At 56.8% G+C, this 16,858-nt stretch carries 16 protein-coding genes; 10 read left to right on the forward strand and 6 right to left on the reverse strand.

From position 1 onward, the window contains the following. Positions 1-245 precede the first annotated feature (245 nt). The 3 genes from lpxC to VN577_21165 all read left to right on the forward strand — a co-directional run bounded on the left by lpxC (position 246) and on the right by VN577_21165 (position 3,007). The gene (gene lpxC / locus VN577_21155; protein ID HWR17352.1) at positions 246-1,151 is read left to right on the forward strand and encodes a UDP-3-O-acyl-N-acetylglucosamine deacetylase; all 906 of its coding nucleotides are present in this window, start codon (positions 246-248) and stop codon (positions 1,149-1,151) included. Positions 1,152-1,280: 129 nt separating this feature from the next. Beyond that, positions 1,281-2,576 carry a M23 family metallopeptidase gene (locus VN577_21160; GenBank protein ID HWR17353.1) on the forward strand — a complete coding sequence of 432 codons (1,296 nt, stop codon included), beginning with the start codon at positions 1,281-1,283 and terminating at the stop codon, positions 2,574-2,576. Positions 2,577-2,617: 41 nt separating this feature from the next. Further along, on the forward strand, positions 2,618-3,007 hold the full coding sequence (locus VN577_21165) for a RidA family protein (protein ID HWR17354.1): 390 nt from the start codon (positions 2,618-2,620) through the stop codon (positions 3,005-3,007). A 46-nt stretch (positions 3,008-3,053) separates the two neighbouring features. Here the strand turns inward: VN577_21165 and VN577_21170 are convergent, their stop codons facing one another. Continuing rightward, positions 3,054-4,064, reverse strand: coding sequence for a CsgG/HfaB family protein (locus tag VN577_21170; protein ID HWR17355.1), 1,011 nt, complete (start codon positions 4,062-4,064; stop codon positions 3,054-3,056). Positions 4,065-4,231: 167 nt separating this feature from the next. On the opposite strand from VN577_21170, the gene VN577_21175 reads away from it, so the two are divergent. Further along, entirely contained in the window at positions 4,232-4,879 is a 648-nt protein-coding gene (locus tag VN577_21175) for an RNA polymerase sigma factor (GenBank protein ID HWR17356.1), read from the forward strand. Here VN577_21175 and VN577_21180 read toward each other — a convergent pair. Further along, positions 4,842-5,255: a hypothetical protein gene (locus VN577_21180; GenBank protein ID HWR17357.1), complete on the reverse strand. Its 414-nt coding sequence runs from the start codon at positions 5,253-5,255 to the stop codon at positions 4,842-4,844. The genes VN577_21175 and VN577_21180 overlap by 38 nt on opposite strands. 251 nt (positions 5,256-5,506) lie before the next feature. On the opposite strand from VN577_21180, the gene rsmG reads away from it, so the two are divergent. The 3 genes from rsmG to VN577_21195 all read left to right on the forward strand — a co-directional run bounded on the left by rsmG (position 5,507) and on the right by VN577_21195 (position 8,414). Continuing rightward, a complete protein-coding gene (rsmG, locus tag VN577_21185; GenBank protein ID HWR17358.1) occupies positions 5,507-6,145 on the forward strand; it encodes a 16S rRNA (guanine(527)-N(7))-methyltransferase RsmG in 639 nt (212 codons plus the stop codon). Positions 6,146-6,674: 529 nt separating this feature from the next. Next, complete coding sequence (locus tag VN577_21190) at positions 6,675-7,490, forward strand: ParA family protein (GenBank protein ID HWR17359.1); 816 nt, start codon at positions 6,675-6,677, stop codon at positions 7,488-7,490. Between the two features lie 30 nt (positions 7,491-7,520). Continuing rightward, entirely contained in the window at positions 7,521-8,414 is an 894-nt protein-coding gene (locus VN577_21195; protein ID HWR17360.1) for a ParB/RepB/Spo0J family partition protein, read from the forward strand. A gap of 129 nt (positions 8,415-8,543) precedes the next feature. Here VN577_21195 and VN577_21200 read toward each other — a convergent pair whose 3' ends face one another. Beyond that, positions 8,544-8,921, reverse strand: a complete 378-nt coding sequence (locus VN577_21200; GenBank protein HWR17361.1) for a RidA family protein — start codon at positions 8,919-8,921, stop codon at positions 8,544-8,546. A gap of 86 nt (positions 8,922-9,007) precedes the next feature. On the opposite strand from VN577_21200, the gene VN577_21205 reads away from it, so the two are divergent. Next, complete coding sequence (locus tag VN577_21205) at positions 9,008-10,276, forward strand: amidase (protein ID HWR17362.1); 1,269 nt, start codon at positions 9,008-9,010, stop codon at positions 10,274-10,276. Here VN577_21205 and VN577_21210 read toward each other — a convergent pair. Continuing rightward, positions 10,270-12,327, reverse strand: coding sequence for an HD domain-containing phosphohydrolase (locus tag VN577_21210; GenBank protein ID HWR17363.1), 2,058 nt, complete (start codon positions 12,325-12,327; stop codon positions 10,270-10,272). The two genes, VN577_21205 and VN577_21210, sit on opposite strands and share 7 nt — an antisense overlap. Positions 12,328-12,650: 323 nt before the next feature. On the opposite strand from VN577_21210, the gene VN577_21215 reads away from it, so the two are divergent. Beyond that, entirely contained in the window at positions 12,651-14,732 is a 2,082-nt protein-coding gene (locus VN577_21215; GenBank protein ID HWR17364.1) for an ATPase, T2SS/T4P/T4SS family, read from the forward strand. Positions 14,733-14,783: 51 nt separating this feature from the next. On the opposite strand, the gene VN577_21220 is transcribed toward VN577_21215, so the two are convergent. After that, on the reverse strand, positions 14,784-15,074 hold the full coding sequence (locus VN577_21220; GenBank protein HWR17365.1) for a hypothetical protein: 291 nt from the start codon (positions 15,072-15,074) through the stop codon (positions 14,784-14,786). Here VN577_21220 and VN577_21225 point away from each other — a divergent pair. Further along, positions 15,061-15,357, forward strand: a complete 297-nt coding sequence (locus tag VN577_21225) for an HU family DNA-binding protein (GenBank protein ID HWR17366.1) — start codon at positions 15,061-15,063, stop codon at positions 15,355-15,357. The two genes, VN577_21220 and VN577_21225, sit on opposite strands and share 14 nt — an antisense overlap. 204 nt (positions 15,358-15,561) lie before the next feature. Here VN577_21225 and VN577_21230 read toward each other — a convergent pair whose 3' ends face one another. Continuing rightward, positions 15,562-16,848, reverse strand: a complete 1,287-nt coding sequence (locus tag VN577_21230; protein HWR17367.1) for an amidohydrolase family protein — start codon at positions 16,846-16,848, stop codon at positions 15,562-15,564. Positions 16,849-16,858: the final 10 nt, after the last annotated feature.

Here is a 16,858-nt window from a genome sequence, read left to right on the forward strand (position 1 = left end):
TCTCCATATATGAAAACAAAGGACTTATAAGTCCTTTGAAATCATATACGTCGAGCCCGACGCTCGCGTAACTGCTTTGTTTTCTTATACGGAGGCAAAACAGGGGGGGAGGGGGGTATGGACCAGGGTATCCCTGGCCGATTAACTATCCTTGTCCACTGTCACTCCTACTCCACAGTCTGTGCACTTTCTGCCACACGCCGACGTCGCATCTCATAGAGTATGCTGCACATAGCAGCTTCTCTGTGACGTTTGAGCAGACAATCCGCCAGCCCGTTTCCGTTTCGGGCGTCGGCCTCCACTCCGGAGTTCCCGTCACACTGCGGATTCTGCCTGCTCCCGCCGGCACCGGCATCGTCTTCCGCCGCACCGACCTCGACGGCTTCGAAATCGAAGCCAACTGCCGCAACGTCGCCCGCGTCAGCTACGCCACCTCGTTGATGAAGAAAGGCGTGCTCATCTCCACCACCGAGCACCTGCTCGCCGCCTGCGTCGGCGTCGGACTCGACAACGCCATCATCGAACTCGACAACCTCGAACTGCCCCTGCTCGACGGCAGCGCGCAACCCTTCGTCGACCTCATCATGAGCGTGGGCCTCCGCCGCCAGCGACGCCCCCGCACTTACTACCGCATCCTCCGCGACATCGAACTCCACGAAGGCGATAAGTTCATCGGCGTCTATCCCGGCACCGGATACTCGGTCTCCTACGAGATCGACTTCCCCCACCCGCTCATCGGCAAAGAAAATTTTGAAGTCGAATTGAGCGACGGCCAGTTCCAGCGCGAGATCGCCGCCGCGCGCACCTTCGGCTTCAAGCACCAGGAACAGCAACTGAAAAACATGGGTCTGATTCGCGGTGCGGATATGACCAACTGCATCGTCCTCACTCACGACTCGGTTCTTAACGGCCCGCTTCGCTACCCGGATGAATTCGTCCGCCACAAGGTTCTCGATCTCATTGGCGACCTCGCGCTTCTCGGACGCCGAATTGTGGGACGAGTTGTTGCCAATCGCGCTGGACACGCAATGCACACAGCGCTCGTCTCGCGCCTGCTTAAAGACCCGTCATTCTGGGAAGAAACTACGGAAGAACACGTAATTCCGCCGTCTCCGATCGAACCTCGACTCGGTTCGTCAACGGTTCCGTAGCCGCTCCAAACCTCTCTGGAGCATCCAAGAAGCTGTTGACCAATAAAGAACCGCGGCAAATCTGCCGCTCGAATCTCGACATGAAGTTCTGGCAGTATTCATCAGGAAGTGTTCAAAATCGGAGGTGATGTGAAACGGTCAGCCTTGCGCATATCTGTAATCGTCATCGCACTCGTGCTGATCGGCGCGAGCTTCTTCGTGCGAACGTCGGCCGACGCGCGCCTTAGGTCCGCCGAAAAGACAGCCGTTGCTGAATCTGCCGCAGCCGCTGCGATCACTCGCCAGCATCACGACGTCGTCTCCGAAATCAAGGTTCGTCCCGGCACGAACTTCACTGAACTTCTGCTGTCCGCAAATGTCGACTCCGAGTCCGCAAGGCGCATCACCGAAGTCGTTCGCCCGGTATTTAAGCCGCGCTCGCTCAAAGCCGGTCAAAAGCTGGTATTTACGCACCGCTTCGATGGAGTCCTGAAGTCGATTCAGTATCGAACTGGTTGGGATTCTGAACTCCAGATCGCCAATCTCGGCCCGGACTTTACGGCAACCGAAAAGAAGCTGGAAGCGAAGACCGAAACTGTCGTCGTAAAGGGAACCCTCGAGAGTTCTCTATTCGAGTCGGTTCTTGACCTTGGCGAAACGCCGGAACTCGCCGTTCGACTGGCCGAGATCTTCGCCTTCGACCTGGATTTCTATAGCGATCCGCAGCCTGGAGATACATTCAAGCTGGTGTTTGAGAAGCGCACCGTTCCCGGCGATGACAGTCCTACTTACGGTCGCATCTTTGCCGCCGAGTACGTGAACGGAACGCATCCTTACACAGCCGTTCTATTCCGCGAGCCGAATGGTCATCCTGCGTATTACACGGCCGAAGGGAAGTCGTTGCAGAAGGCGTTCCTGAAGTCGCCGCTGAAGTTCGCGGCCCGTGTGAGTTCGCACTTTAGTCGTCGGCGGTTTCACCCCGTTGCGCACGTGTATCGTCCGCATTACGGTACTGACTACGCGGTTGGTGTCGGAACTCCAGTGCAAGCCATTGCCAACGGCCGTATTGCGTTCTCGGGATACAAAGGCGCGAATGGCAATCTGATCGTAATCAAGCACAACAACGGCTACGAGTCGTATTACCTGCATTTGTCGAGACGCTTCGTTCGCAACGGACAGAATGTGCAACAAGGACAGCGGATCGGGCTCACCGGAATGACAGGCCTGGCGAGTGGACCGCATCTGGACTTCCGCCTCAAAAGAGGATCGGCATTTGTTGACTTCGAACGTCTGAAACTGCCGCCTGCGAATCCGGTCGACAAGCACGACCTGCCCGCGTTCTACGCCGAGCGCGACAAATGGATGCCGATGTTGCAAGCGCCGGGCGTGCTCGAAACGCATCAGGCGAAGAACGTTGAGCCTGCAAAGCCAGCTTCCGCCGACTAACGTTTTCCGCAACTCTGGAGCGAACGGCTCATCCAAGGAGCATGTCTCGTCAGAACTTCTCTTCCGGTGCTCCCTGGGAGCCGCGCGTCGGCTATTCTCGAGCGGTCAAACTCGGTAATACCATCTTCGTCGCCGGAACCACGGCCACAAACTCCGAGGGTAAGATCGTCGGCGCCGGCGATGCCTACGTGCAAGCGATCCAGGTGCTCCGCAACATCGAATCAGCGCTTCAGAAAGCGGGCGCAAGCATGAAAGATGTGGTCCGTACGCGCATGTTCGTGGTCGATATCGAGAAGCATTGGGAGAAGGTTGGGGAAGCACACGGAGAATTCTTCCGCGACATCCGGCCTGTGGCGACGATGGTTGGAGTGACCGCTCTGGTGAATCCCGACATGCTCGTCGAGATCGAGGTGGATGCGATCCTGGAATAGAAAAGGCACCGGCCGCAGCCGATGCCTTCAAAGGATCGTCGTTCTGTTACTGTGCGGTGGTTTTTACGACATCGCCGACTTTGAAGCCGCTGCCGGAAACGATCTTGGCAATTGCGGACACGTCGTCAACATCGGTGACCTGCAGCACGCCTACCTGCGAACTCAAGCGACGCAGCACCTTTCCGGTTGCGGGATCCTTGATTTCTTTGGTGGTGCGTTCCACGGTGAGTTGCATTCCGTTCTGAACGCCGTTTTTTCCGCCGACATTCAGGATGATGTCGCCGCCCTCGACGGCGGCGATCAGGCCTTCAACGGAAATCACGCGTGCCTGGAGCCTGCTGTTGTTGGCAACGAGCCCGGTGCTGAGTTGTTCCGTGGCCTTGGTGACGGCTTCACCGATGATGGTCTCCTGGAAGTTGCTGCTGCCGAAGTCCACGCCGCCCGCGCCGAATCCACTCCAGCCACCGCCTCCGCCCAGCAGTGAAGTGCTCTGCCGCTGCGATTCCGCTTTGCCGTCCGCGACGCCGAGAATTTCGGCAGTGTCAATGTCGACGATGCGAGCATCGATGGCCACAACGGCCTTCGTCTTCTTTTGACCGAACCCGCCGAAGCCCAGTTTGCCCAGTCCTGCGCCGGCGCCGCCGACATTGGTGTTCTTCGTTTCGCCGCCGAACTGCGTGATGCTGCCGACGATGATCGCGTCCACCCCGAGCAGTTTGCCGAGTTTGGCGGCGCTGGTGGGATTGGCCCGGTCGCTATTGGAGAAGTTCTGTTCGGCCAGAACCTTATCGAGTGCCTTGCGCTCAATGACCGAATACGTCCCGTCTTTGACGAGGTACTTCACCAGCAGGTCGGTGATTCCTTTGCCCACGTCTATGTCAGATCCGAAGAGGGCAGCAACGCCGCTGTGCACCGTCCCGTAGTCAAAATCAAGAATTGCAACACGCTTCTTGCGTCCCTGGGGCGCCGTGGGAGATGCACCCGGAGTTGGTGCAGTTTGGGAGCTTACAGGAAGGCAAACCGCAAAGAGCAGAGCAAACAGCAGTAGTCGCTTCATAACAAGAGTTTCCTGAATGTGAATTTTGGGGGACGGGCTTTGAGAACTGCCGAATCTTAGGATGGGATATTCAAGTTGTCAATTAATGAACAGGTTAACCGTGGTGGAAGTCTCTCCGTTTTTGATGGGGCTGAAAGGGCCGCGCCAATGAACGCCAGTGAAGATCGATGTCCCAACAGCGGAAATATCTGGCCGCATCGGATGAAGCTAGCGATCTGAAACAGGAAAGGGCCCGTCCATTGTCAGACCAGGAGATCATTCGCAAAGCGCAAACTGGAGACGTCGAATCATTAGCCACAATTTTCGATACGCATCGCAGACGCGTTTTCAATCTCTGTTTCCGTATGTTGCGTGACCGCTCAGATGCGGAAGACCTTACGCAGGACGTATTTGTACAGGTGTTCCGAAAGATCCACACCTTTCGGGGGCAGTCGGCATTCAGTACGTGGCTGCATCGGCTGGCAGTCAACATGGTGCTGATGGAGATTCGCTCCCGGAAGACGCAGCGATATTCATTGATTCCGCTCGAATCGAAAAGCGACGAGGACGATTCGTTCCACGAGCAATTTGGCAGAGAAGATGCAGACCTGCGGGCGAGCCTGGACCGCATCACGATCGAAGATGCGTTGTCGGAGCTCCCGCCCGGATATCGGCTGGTGTTTCTCCTGCATGACGTGCATGGTTACGAGCACCAGGAAATCGCCGAGATACTTTCGTGCTCGATCGGGAACTGTAAGTCACAACTGCACAAAGCTCGGTTGAAATTGAGAAGAATGATCAGGAACGCGAATCGCGAGCTAGCTGAAGCGGCCTGACTGGCAAAGACTTCGGGGTGGGAAGCAACAGACTCAGGTAATAGAGCAGGGTCTCGGGTCCCTGCAGCATGTCGATGGTGGCAGTTGCGGAAGGCTGAGGGCCGCTGCCCAGATACCCGAAGTGTAGCCGTATGACGGGTATTCCGCCGGCGCGTGCGCTCAACGTTTTCAGGATCCCGAGGGATTCTTCTTGCGTCACCGTGGCGCAGAGAATGAGTGCGTCTATGTCGCCGTGGGCTATTGCACTGGCAGCGTGTCCGGGGCTCGAAGAGTGGGCGTCGTATCCGGCGTGCCGCAGAAGCGCGCAGTAGGCCTTATTCAATTCGGTGTCACAACCCACATAGAGGATGGACGAATTGGACGGCAACTGCCGCATATTTCAGGTACTTGGATCAGATGCAACATTTCCGGTGAGATAAATCTGCCAAGTTACGCCAGCAGTTGAGAGGGGCATCGGTTGGCGAGTGGAGAGTGTCTAACGCGGCAGAGCGAAAGGAAGCAGCCATACCAAACGGCACCAACCTTCCTTCTTTTTACTGACCAAAAACACTCCCTGCCACGTCCCCGTTCTCGCGAGAGAGCGGGGACGCCCGTCGTTTCCTGTTCGCAGATGTTATCTTCGTTCCCATGTTGCCTTCGCAACTTTCCGCGTTGCTGGAGCTTTACGCACCGTCGCTGGCGGGCGAGCATTTGGAAAAGCTCCAGACATATCTTGATCTTCTATTGCGCTGGAACGCCAAGATGAATTTGACGGCGATCCGCGAACCCGAACAGATCGTGATGAGACATTTTGGGGAATCGCTGTTTCTTGCGCGGCTACTGCCGCAATCCGCGAGGACAGTGGTAGACGTCGGCTCTGGTGCGGGTTTTCCGGGAATTCCTATCGCAATCGCTCGCCCAGAATTAACTATAACGTTAATCGAAGCACAACAGAAGAAGGCAATCTTCCTGCGCGAGGCGGTACGAGCTGTTCGAGCACAGGTGGAGGTCGAGAACAAGCGGATCGAGGAGTTTGCAGCGGCCAAGTCTGGTTTTGCGGATGTGGTTACGATGCGAGCAGTGGAGGCATTTGCCTCGGTGGTGCCGACGGCCGCACGCCTGGTTAGGGGTAGCGCGATGGGCAAAGAGCCGGGAAGATTGGCGCTGCTGGTTGGGATTGGTCAGGAGGCTGAGCTCCGGGATGTGCTTCCGAACTGGTCATTCGCAGCTCCGATCAAGGTTCCAAATGCCGAAAACCGCGTCATCTTGTTCGCTGAACCAAGATAGTTAACATCGCAACTGGAGTACGGAAGCGACCAACTTTTCTGTCGCGCGGCCCAAATCCATTGCCGAAACGGGCTCCACACCGCCTGTGTGGGAAGAGCGTCCCGTTTTTGGCAACGCCGCCAAGTCAGCGAGTGTGATTACCTCTGTGAAGCAGAATTCGTTTTCCACACAATTTCCAACGTGAGTACCACGATGGTCACAGTGGTCTGATTATGCAACGGCCCGCCGTTGGCGGAGTACCAAAGTGGGAATACTTAGCCAAAGCTCAGGGGCAAGGTGGGCTCTGACCGGCGGTTATGAGGGAATTCCAGGCATGACCTTGTAGGTACTTTCCACAGATTCTGCACAGGCGGGAATCTGATCAGTAAACCCCGTGAACCCAGTTGGTTAACAGCGATGTTCCACGTGGAACATTTCCGATTTCAGTCCGGTTTTTGTTCCACGTGGAACAATTTGCACCGAAAAGCGTCCTTGCGCCCTCTGGATGTGTCCAGTACCCTGAGTCTGCTTCCAGATTCTCCAAGAGCCCATGGGACGCATAATCGCAGTTGCAAATCAGAAAGGCGGCGTCGGAAAGACTACGACAGCCATCAATTTGGCGGCCTCATTCGCAGCCGCCGAGGTTCCCACGTTATTAGTCGATTGTGATCCGCAGTCGAACAGTTCGAGTGGCTTAGGCTTTCAGAAAGACCCCAACCGCCTAAGCACTTACCATCTCTTATCCGGAGATACTCCATCCCTACAGATCGTCCAACAGTCGGTTCTAGAGGGTTTATGGGTGATTCCCGCCAGTAAGGACCTGATCGGCGCCAATGTCGAACTGGTCGGTGTGGACGGTCGTGAGTTTCGGATGCGCGATGGCTTGGCCAGCCTGAGAGAGCAGTTCAAGTTCATTGTCCTCGATTGCCCTCCGGCACTCGATTTACTTACTCTGAACGCGCTTGTCGCGGCCGATTCCGTGCTCATTCCCATGCAGGCGGAATACTTCGCCCTGGAGGGCGTCAGCGAGTTGCTGGACACGATCGAGCGCATTAAGGAAAGCCTGAATTCCAACCTGGAGGTCGAGGGGGTGGTGCTTACTATGTACGACGATCGCACCAACCTCGCTCAACAGGTCGCCCAGGAGCTGAAAAACTACTTCGGGGACCGGTTATTCAGCACTACGATTCCGAGAAATGTGCGGTTGGCGGAGGCCCCCAGCTATGGAAAGCCTGCGCTTTCATACGATCCGCGATCCCGTGGTGCCGAAGCGTATATCAAGCTGGCAAAAGAGATCATGGAGAAGATCGTCGGCGTGAATACCCCGGCAGACACGGTTACGGCCGAAGAACAGCCCACCACATAGCCCAAAGGAAATGCCGTGATAGGACAGGAAATGAGTCAGGACAAGAAAAAGCAGGCCCTTGGCCGCGGATTGAGCTCTCTTATTCCCGCAGCACGCGCAACGGCAACGGTCGCTGCCCCCGTACAAGCTCCGGTCGTGACCGGCGAGGCCGTCCAGCAGATTCCGATTGCAGATATAGATCCGAACCCTTACCAGACGCGAATTCAGGTAGATGAGCACTCTCTCAATGAATTGGCGGATTCAATCCGGGTTCAGGGAGTGCTTCAGCCCGTAGTTCTGCGGCAGATTGCTGGAGCAAAACTCCAGCTCGTAGCAGGGCAGAGGCGCTTGCTGGCTTCGGAACGAGCCGGCAAGACGACTGTTCCCGCCATCGTCAGGCAGCTCTCTGACGAGCAGGCGATTGAACTGACGATCATCGAGAATCTACAGCGCGAGGACCTGAACCCTCTGGATCAGGCGGCGGCGTTTGAAAAGTTGTCGTCAAAGTGCGGGTTAACGCAGGAGCAGATTGCGCAACGGACGGGGAAGGATCGCGCGACGGTTGCGAACTACATGCGTCTGCTGCGGCTTCCGGATGAAGTGCGCGACTGGATCCGTTCCGGCGATCTGACCATGGGACATGCCAGGGCACTCATGGCTCTGGACCTTGCCGTCGAGCAGATCGATGCGGCCAAGCGGGTGCTGAAGGATGCGATGTCCGTGCGGCAGACCGAGCAACTGGTTGCTAAGTGGGGGCAGCCGGTAGAGAAGAAAGAGGCGCCGGTAAAGGTCATGGACCCGAACGTCAAAGAGGCGCAGCGCGAACTCGAACGGGCGCTCGGATGCCGTGTCATCATTGATGACAAAAAGGGAAGAGGCAAGGTAGTCATCCAGTACAAGACCCTGGAAGACTTCGACCGGATTGTGGAAGCATTAACGAAATAGTTAGTTGATTGCGGCGGCGTACCTGTGGTTATCCTTGTAGGCATTTAACTATTGCGTTATGTGGCAGCTGGGGAAACCTGTCTCGAAAACTAGATCCAGCCATCAGCATCTCGGGTAGCCGGCAACTAATTAAAGTTCGGCAATTACTTCGATTTCCACGAGCACATCCTTGGGCAGGCGCGACACCTCCACGGTGGAGCGTGCGGGACGGTGCTCTCCAAAGTGCCGGCCATAAACCTCGTTCATCTTCGCGAAGTCGTCCATGCTCTTCAGAAACACCGTGGTCTTCACCACGCGATTCAGGCTCAGTCCGCCAGCTTTCAGGATCGCCGCCAGATTTTTCATCACGCGATCCGTCTGAGCAGCAGTATCACCATCGATGACCTGGCCGGTCGAGGGGTCGATGGCGATCTGCCCGGAGGTAAACAGAAAACCCCCGACCTTCAGTGCCTGCGAGTAGGGTCCGATCGCCTGTGGTGCATCTTTCGTCGCCACAACTTCTGCCATGTACGCCTCCGTGAACTCGACATTATCGCAGATGCGCCGCACCGAGCCGCGTTACACTCACCACAATGGTTGACGATCCTTGCCGGATGACCCTGAAGGAAGCGTCGGAGGCGATCCGAAGCCGGCGCATTTCGCCGGTTGAACTGACGCACGCATGCTTGTCGCGCGTTGAGCGCGAGGATAAGCACATCAATTCGTTCATCACCGTCCTGCACGAGGAGGCGCTCGCCGAAGCGCGCAAAGCCGAAGAGCAGGTCGCATCGGGCGACTGGCGCGGCCCTCTGCACGGAATTCCCATCTCGATCAAAGACCTCATCAATTTGGAAGGGAAGCTCACGACGGCCGGCAGCCGGGTGTTTCTGGACAGGATCGCCATCGAGGATGCCGACGTCGTTTGTCGGCTCAAATCCGCGGGAGCCGTGATCGTCGGCAAAAACAACCTGCATGAATTTGCTTACGGCGGAAGCGGGGTGGTAAGTCACTTCGGCCCGGTCCGAAACCCGAGAGATCGGGCGCGGATAACCGGCGGATCTTCGTCGGGATCAGCCGCTGCGGTAGCGGCGGGGTTCTGTTTTGCGTCGATCGGAACGGACACTGCGGGATCGATTCGTCTGCCGGCGGCGTGCTGTGGTGTGGTTGGGCTGAAGCCGGCGTTTGGCCGTCTTAGCCTGGAAGGAATTGTCCCGCTCGCGTGGTCATACGATCACGTTGGCCCAATTGCCCGCACCGTGGAAGACGCGGAGATCGTGTTCAAAGCATTGGGGGGAACTGTTTCTGCCGAACGGAGGCCGCTCCGAATCGGAATCGCTCGAAAGTACTTCTTCGAAAACGCGGATGCCGCGGTCGTCACCGCAATTGAGAATGTTGTCGAAGCTATTGCGAAACACGTCGCGTCCGTCGTTGAGATCACTGTTCCCGTGGACGAAGACCGTACTGTTTCAGGTGCGGAATCGTGGCAGTTCCACGAAAAGTACGTTCGCGAATGTCCGAGTCTCTATGACCCGAGAACACTGACGAGGATCCGCTCTGGTGAACACTACTCGCCAGAAGCCATCGAAGAGAAACGCCGAGAACTCGAGCGCATACGTCGAAGCGTCCCGGATCTTTTCCGCAATGTAGATGTCATCATCACGCCTACTTCTCCGATTCTTCCTCCGACGTTTACGGAGATCGAAGCCAATCCGGACAGCCTTCGGCCGAAAGAGTTGCTGATGCTTCGCAATACGCGGGTGTGGAACGTCTATGGCGTGCCGGCGATCAGCGTTCCATGCGGCGAGATGATCGGTATCCAGATTGCGGGATTGGACGAAAGCACAGTGCTGGCCGCAGCCAAGCTGGTCGAGCGACTTCAGTAGGCGTAAGGCTCAACCTTCCACTTGTCGAAGACCTTGGCTTCCAGGAACAACTGGAACAACTCGGCATCGAGTTCGCCATCCTTCACGGCAAACCCGAGAATCTGAATGGCGCGCTCAGCGGTAACCGCCTTCTTGTAAGGACGGTCGCCGGCTGCAAGCGCGTCAAAGATGTCCGAGATGGTCATCATGCGCGTTTGCAACGGAATCTCAGGAGCCGAAAGTTTGTACGGATAGCCCTCGCCATTCATTTTTTCGTGGTGGCCTCTGGCGATCTCAGGAATGCTGCGGATCTCAGTTGTCCACGGTATCTGATTCAGAAAGTTGTACGTGTGCACGACATGCGATTCGATCTGGCGCCGCTCTGCGTCATTCAGGGAGCCCTTGCGGATGGAAAGTAACCGAACTTCTTCCGGTTGCAGTAATGGGAACTGCGAGCCATCCATGTCCGTGACCACGGTCTTCGCGATGTCGTATAAGCGATCGAAGCTGCCGTTCGGCAAAACGGTTGGCTCGTTGGAGTCACACACCATTGTGAACTGCTCATCCAAGCTGGCAATCACCTGCTTGAATTCGGCTTCCAAAGTTGGTTCGCTCGCGGCAAACACTTCTTTGCCTCTCTCGAGCAGCACTTGCAGCTTGCGACGCAGCATCTCGGTTTCGGCGGTCCGTTTCGCGAACTGAAACCTGCGGAAAATCAAATCGAGTTGCAGCGGGTAGAGCTTCTTCGCCTTTACCAGGACGTCTTCGCGAACGCCAACTTTGCCGAAATCATGCAACAGAGAGGCGTAGCGAATCTCCTTCATCTGGTCGCGAGTGAACTTTACGTCGCGATAGCGGCCACTTTCGCAGCGATCGACCGCTTCCGCCAGGGCGACCGTAAGATTTGCCACGCGGAACGAATGGCCTGAAGTCGTGGGATCGCGGGCTTCAATCGCGGTTACCGATGCCTTGACGAAGCCTTCGAATAGTTTCTGGATCGCCTCGTACAAACGGCTGTTCTCCAGCGCGACAGCGGCCTGGCTTGCAAGGGAGATGATCATCTCCTGCTGACGGACCGAAAATGGGACGATCTCAGCTGCTACAACCTTCACGGACGTAAGCCTGGAATCGAAATTCCGCTTGGCGTTCAGGAGTTGGACGACTCCGACGATCTCGCCCTTCTGGTTGCGCATCGGCACGGCAAGAATCGATTTGGTACGGTAGCCCGAGTCCTCATCGAACTTTCGGTTGATCTGGAAGGTAACGCCCTCGGGCATGTGATACGCGTCTTCGAGGTTGACGCTTTCGCCCGTAAGTGCAACGAAGCCGGCGATGGAATTCTCGCTGATCTCCATCACGGTTTCGCGGAACGGAACTGGGATACTGTCGTTCTGAGCCACCTTGAAGCGAAGGACCTTCCTGGTCGCCTCTCTTGGGTGGGCCGCCAGCTTCGCGCCGCCAACTTCGATTACCGGCTCTGTCGCTGCCGGGGTATTCGGATCGCGCGGAATCGGTTGATCTTCAACCAGGTAAAGCGATCCTGCGTCCGCACGGGTAATCTCGCGCGATTTCGCAAGGATCATCTCCAGCAGCTTTTCGGTATCGTGTTCCGCAGAAAGCGCCGCCCCGATCGCGTTCAGTTCCCGGATCTCTTTCGTCGCTCCCGCCAAACGCTCATTTACGTCGCGGCGCGTCGCCAGCAGGTGGATGTGATCGATGGCGTTGTCAATAGCACGCTCGACCAACCCGGGCGGCGTCATGACGGGAAGATAAGCGTATACGACTGCATCAGTCCGCGGATCGCGATATCGCCAGTCGGAGAGGGCAATTACGCGCACATTTGGCGCGCGCAACAGGGAGGCCTTTTCAGCGATCATCCGCTCGAGTGAGGTAACGACTACAGTCTCCGAATCGCGATCCTTGCCGAAGTCGTCGAAGTTCAGGCGCAGGTAGTGCTGCAGTCCGGCGAGCGATGCTTTCGCGACATCATCGCCTTCGAAGAACACTACCGCTGGAAGGTTTTGGAATCCGGTCTTTTCGCGAGGCGCTGATACTTTGGCCGTGGTACTCATCGTCCTGCCCGTACAAACAGCGAGCCGTCCTTCGGGGGTAGGTGGCTGAATGCGCGCTACTATAGCGCACCCGTAAGTCGACTGGGTAGTGTCGATCCTGTGGCGTTAGGACAATGCCTGCTTACGGAAGTCGAACGCCGGCCAAGATTTTGACTACTGGGTTTCCCGTCCGGAAAGCGCACTTGGGGCAGTTACGAACTGGTATATAATCCACGCCGCTCCCCCAAAGTTTTCGGAATACGTGTGCGCAATAGATGGCGCGCGACCGCATTCGTTTGGTCATTCCTGCACCGTACACGGGTGTTGCCCTTTAGGAGACGAATATGTCAACGCTGGATCATTCGCTGATCGGAGCTGCTGCTGCGCCTGCCAAAGAGCATGGCGAAGGTGAACCGCAGCACTTCTTACAGAGAATCAAGCTGTTCAGCGCTCTTTCTTCGCACGAATGCCAGGAAGTGGTGAAGCGGATGAAACGCCGCGATTTTCCGCCGCATGCGCTGATTGTCCGGGAAGGGCAACCCGGCAACTCCATGTTCTTTATTACGGCTGGTTTGGTCGAGGTTCGCAAAAAAGACCCGAACACCGGCATCGACTTCCTGCTCAGTGAGATGGGGCCGGGCCAGAATTTCGGTGAAATGTCACTGCTGACGGGGAAGCCACGCACCGCGTCAGTGACGGCGATTCAGCCCACCACCTGTGCGGTCCTCGAGCAGCCCGACTTTCAGAACGTGCTGATGCAGTATCCGAAGATCGGATTGGCGTTGACCACGATTCTGGCGGAACGCCTGGAGGAAGCGAATAAGCAGAGCGGCATTGAGTTTATCAATTTGGCGAAGCTGCAATTCGATCCGCGAGTACTGGCGCTGCTGCCGCAGCAAACGATGCTGCAGCACAAGGTCATCCCGGTGGCGTTCATCAACAACCGCCTCAGCTTGGCCATGGTGAACCCAAACAACATCCTTGCCCTCGACGATATCCGACGCGTGATTAAAGGCGTGATGATCGAGCCGCTGGTGACCACGGAAGATGATTTCAAGAAGTTCATGAGCGCTACGTATCCCACGCTCATGAAGAAAGAAGGCGCTGCGGAAGGAAGACCTCCGGACACGTTCGGCGGAGTCGCCGCAGCCGCGACCGCAAGTGCCGACGTGTTCGATCTACTGCAGTCGGACCTGATCCGTGATCTCCAGATGACCGAGGACACGACGATTTCGGCTGACAACAAGCAGGACCTGATGAGCGCCTCCGAAGACGCGCCCATCATCCGTCTCGCCAATTCCATTCTCGGCCTCGCGATTAAGAAGGGCGCCAGCGATATTCATGTTGAGCCCATGGAGAACAATGTCCAGATCCGCTACCGCCTGGATGGCGTTCTGCAAACGGTTCAGAACCTGCCGAAGAAAGTGCAGTTGGGACTTGTGTCGCGCCTGAAGATTCTGAGCAAGCTGGACATCTCCGAGAAGCGCCTGCCGCAAGACGGCCGCATCAGCGTGATGATGGAGGGCCGTCCGATCGATTTCCGCGTCTCGACGGTACCGGCGAAATGGGGCGAGAAAGTCTGCATGCGCATCCTCGACCGGCAGAACACCACGCTCGGTCTCGACAAACTGGTCACGCACGAAGGCACGCTGAAACTCATTCGCGAGTTGATTAATCAGCCGTACGGCATCATGTACGTGACCGGTCCCACAGGTTCGGGTAAAACGACGACGCTCTATTCAGCGCTGGCGGAGATCAACGATCCGGGCGTGAACATCTCCACGGTGGAAGACCCGATCGAGTACGACCTCCCGGGCGTGGTTCAGATTCAGACGAATAAGGACATCGGCCTGGATTTTGCGCGCGTACTGCGGTCTTTCTTGCGCCAGGATCCCGACATCATCCTGGTCGGCGAAACGCGCGACAAAGAGACCGCGCACATCGCTGTGGAAGCTGCGCTTACCGGACACCTCGTGTTCACCACGCTGCATACCAACAACGCCGCAGGCTCGTTCACGCGTTTGAACGAAATGGGAATCGAGCCGTTCCTGGTTTCCTCTTCCACGATCGGTGTTATGGCACAGCGCCTGGCGCGTCGACTGTGTTCCAAGTGCAAACAGGCTTATGTGGCAGACGACGCCACCTGTGAGTTCATGGGAGTACCGAAAGGCTCGACGCTCTACAAAGCCGTGGGCTGCGATCAGTGCAGCGGCAAAGGACTGCGTGGGCGCGTCGGCATCTACGAAGTGATGAAGATGAATCCCGAACTCCGCCAAATGGTCGCTAAAGGCGCTACTGCGGACGAGATCCACGCCGCAGCGCTTCGCTACGGGATGCTCGACCTGAAGACCTATGCCGGAAAACTGCTGCTGAACGGTGATACTTCGGTCGAGGAAATCCTGCAAGTCGTCAGCGTCCAGAACTGAATTGGTATTGAACCGTCGCGCCAGCGGTCCATGACCCCTATAACATCTGCGTTATTTGTCCAGCCAGTTGGACCGTGTCCGAGCTGATTTTTCGGCATTTTTAGCTGGTTTCCACAAGCAACTGGAGTACACTCGCGTCGGCCTTTCGGAAGCTGATTTTTCGCGCATCCGGCACACCTCATCCCCAAAAACCCTGATTTCCACAGCTTTCATGGCAAAAACAGGTAAAAAACCCGCTAAAAATGCGGCAAAACGCTTTTCACTGAGGAAATCGCTGATGTAACATGGCGTCACTTCGCACTTGAAGACAAGTTCTGAAGGAGGATTCATGGCAGCAGGCATGACAAAGACCCAATTGGTCCGCCATCTCGCTGAGAAGACGGGCACCAACAATAAGACGGCAGCGGCGTTCCTTATGACGCTGACTGACACGGCCATCAAAGAAGCCAAGAAGAACGGTATCTTCGTTCTCCCCGGCCTCGGCCGTCTGAAGAAGTCGCAGCGCAAGGCGCGTATGGGCCGCAACCCGCAGACGGGCGAACCCATCAAGATCGCCGCAAAGACGGTGGCGAAGTTCTATCTCGCGAAGTCCGTGAAAGACTCCATCGCTCCGCCGAAGAAGTAGTTCGCGCAGGATCGAAAAAGCCCGGCCTACTCAGGTCGGGCTTTCTTCTTTTCGTCCCACAAAAGCTTGTTCCAAATTCGTAACAGACTTACGAATTTTCTTGATTTCGAGAAATTTCCTCTAACCTATTCGACAACTGCGAAACACCCACCCAGACGCGGATGTGCTATTCCTTGCCGGCGCATCCGCGTCACCCTTTTTGCTCTACTTCCCCGCCTCGTTCTTGTAGACAACGCCGCCCTTCATCACGAACCGCACATTCTGTAGGACCGTAACATCCTTCGTCGGATCGCCTTCCACGGCGATGATGTCCGCGTACTTCCCTTTTTCGATTGTGCCGATGCGGTCTGACCATCCAAGCAGGTCCGCATCGTTCACCGTCGCCGTCTGGATCGCCTGCAGCGGAGTCATGCCCAATTTCACGTAAACCGCAAACTCATGCGCATTCAGTCCGTGCGGATACACGGCAGCATCCGTGCCGAAGGCAATCTTTACGCCCGCCTGCATTGCCTTCTGTGCGTTCTTTTGCGCCATTGCGCTCACCATCTTCAGCTTCTGTGAAAGGTAATCCGGCAGTCTGCGCGAACTGGCGTTCTCGGCCCACCAGTCAGTTAGATAAAGAGTCGGCACCAGGTACGTACCGTTCTTCTTCAGCGTGGCGATAGCGGCGTCGTCCATCAGGTGCCCGTGCTCGATGGAATCCACGCCTGCGTCTGACGCCCATCGCACACCCTCGGCCCCGTGTGCGTGTGCCGCCACTTTCCTGCCGAGCCGATGGGCATCGGCCACCAGCGCCCGCATCTCTTCCTGCGTATACTGCGAGGCATTCGGGTCGTCGCCCTTCGACACCACACCACCCGTCGCGCAAAACTTGATCACGTCCGCACCGTACTTGATGTCCTCACGCACCATGCGCTGTACAGCCGGCACTCCGTCTGCAACGCCCTCAGCCTGATAGTGAAACTGAAACGGCAGCAGGTTCTCATCGCAGTGCCCGCCGGTGATGCCCAGCGCAGGACCGCTCGCCAGGATGCGTGGCCCCGGCACGTCGCCTTCATTGATGGCGTCCCGCAGGGCAACGTCGGCGAACCCACTTGCCCCCACATTTCGAACCGTGGTGAAACCGGCTTCCAGCGTGACCTTCGCATTCTTGGCGCCGATCAACGCTTCCCGCGGCACGGAAACTCCAAGCGCTTCATAACCGAGCCGTGTGTTCTCGAACGTCAGGTGCGTGTGGGCATCGATCAATCCCGGAAGCAGCGTCAGGTTCGGCAAGTTGATGAGCCGCGCACCGGGCGGAACCGCACCCGCTGCTCCAATGCTTACGATCCTGTCTCCTTCAATCACGATCTGCTGGTTTGAGAGCATTTGTCCAGATTTCACGTCCAGCAGTTTGCCGGCGTTGATCACCGTTTTGGTCGGACCGCTTTGCCCCACGGCTAGCGATACCGCCACCAATAAAGACACCACCGCTGCCATGACTCTTTGCATCAATGTCTTA

The organism is Terriglobales bacterium (genome assembly GCA_035561515.1).
Taxonomy (GTDB): domain Bacteria; phylum Acidobacteriota; class Terriglobia; order Terriglobales; family Acidobacteriaceae; genus DATMXP01.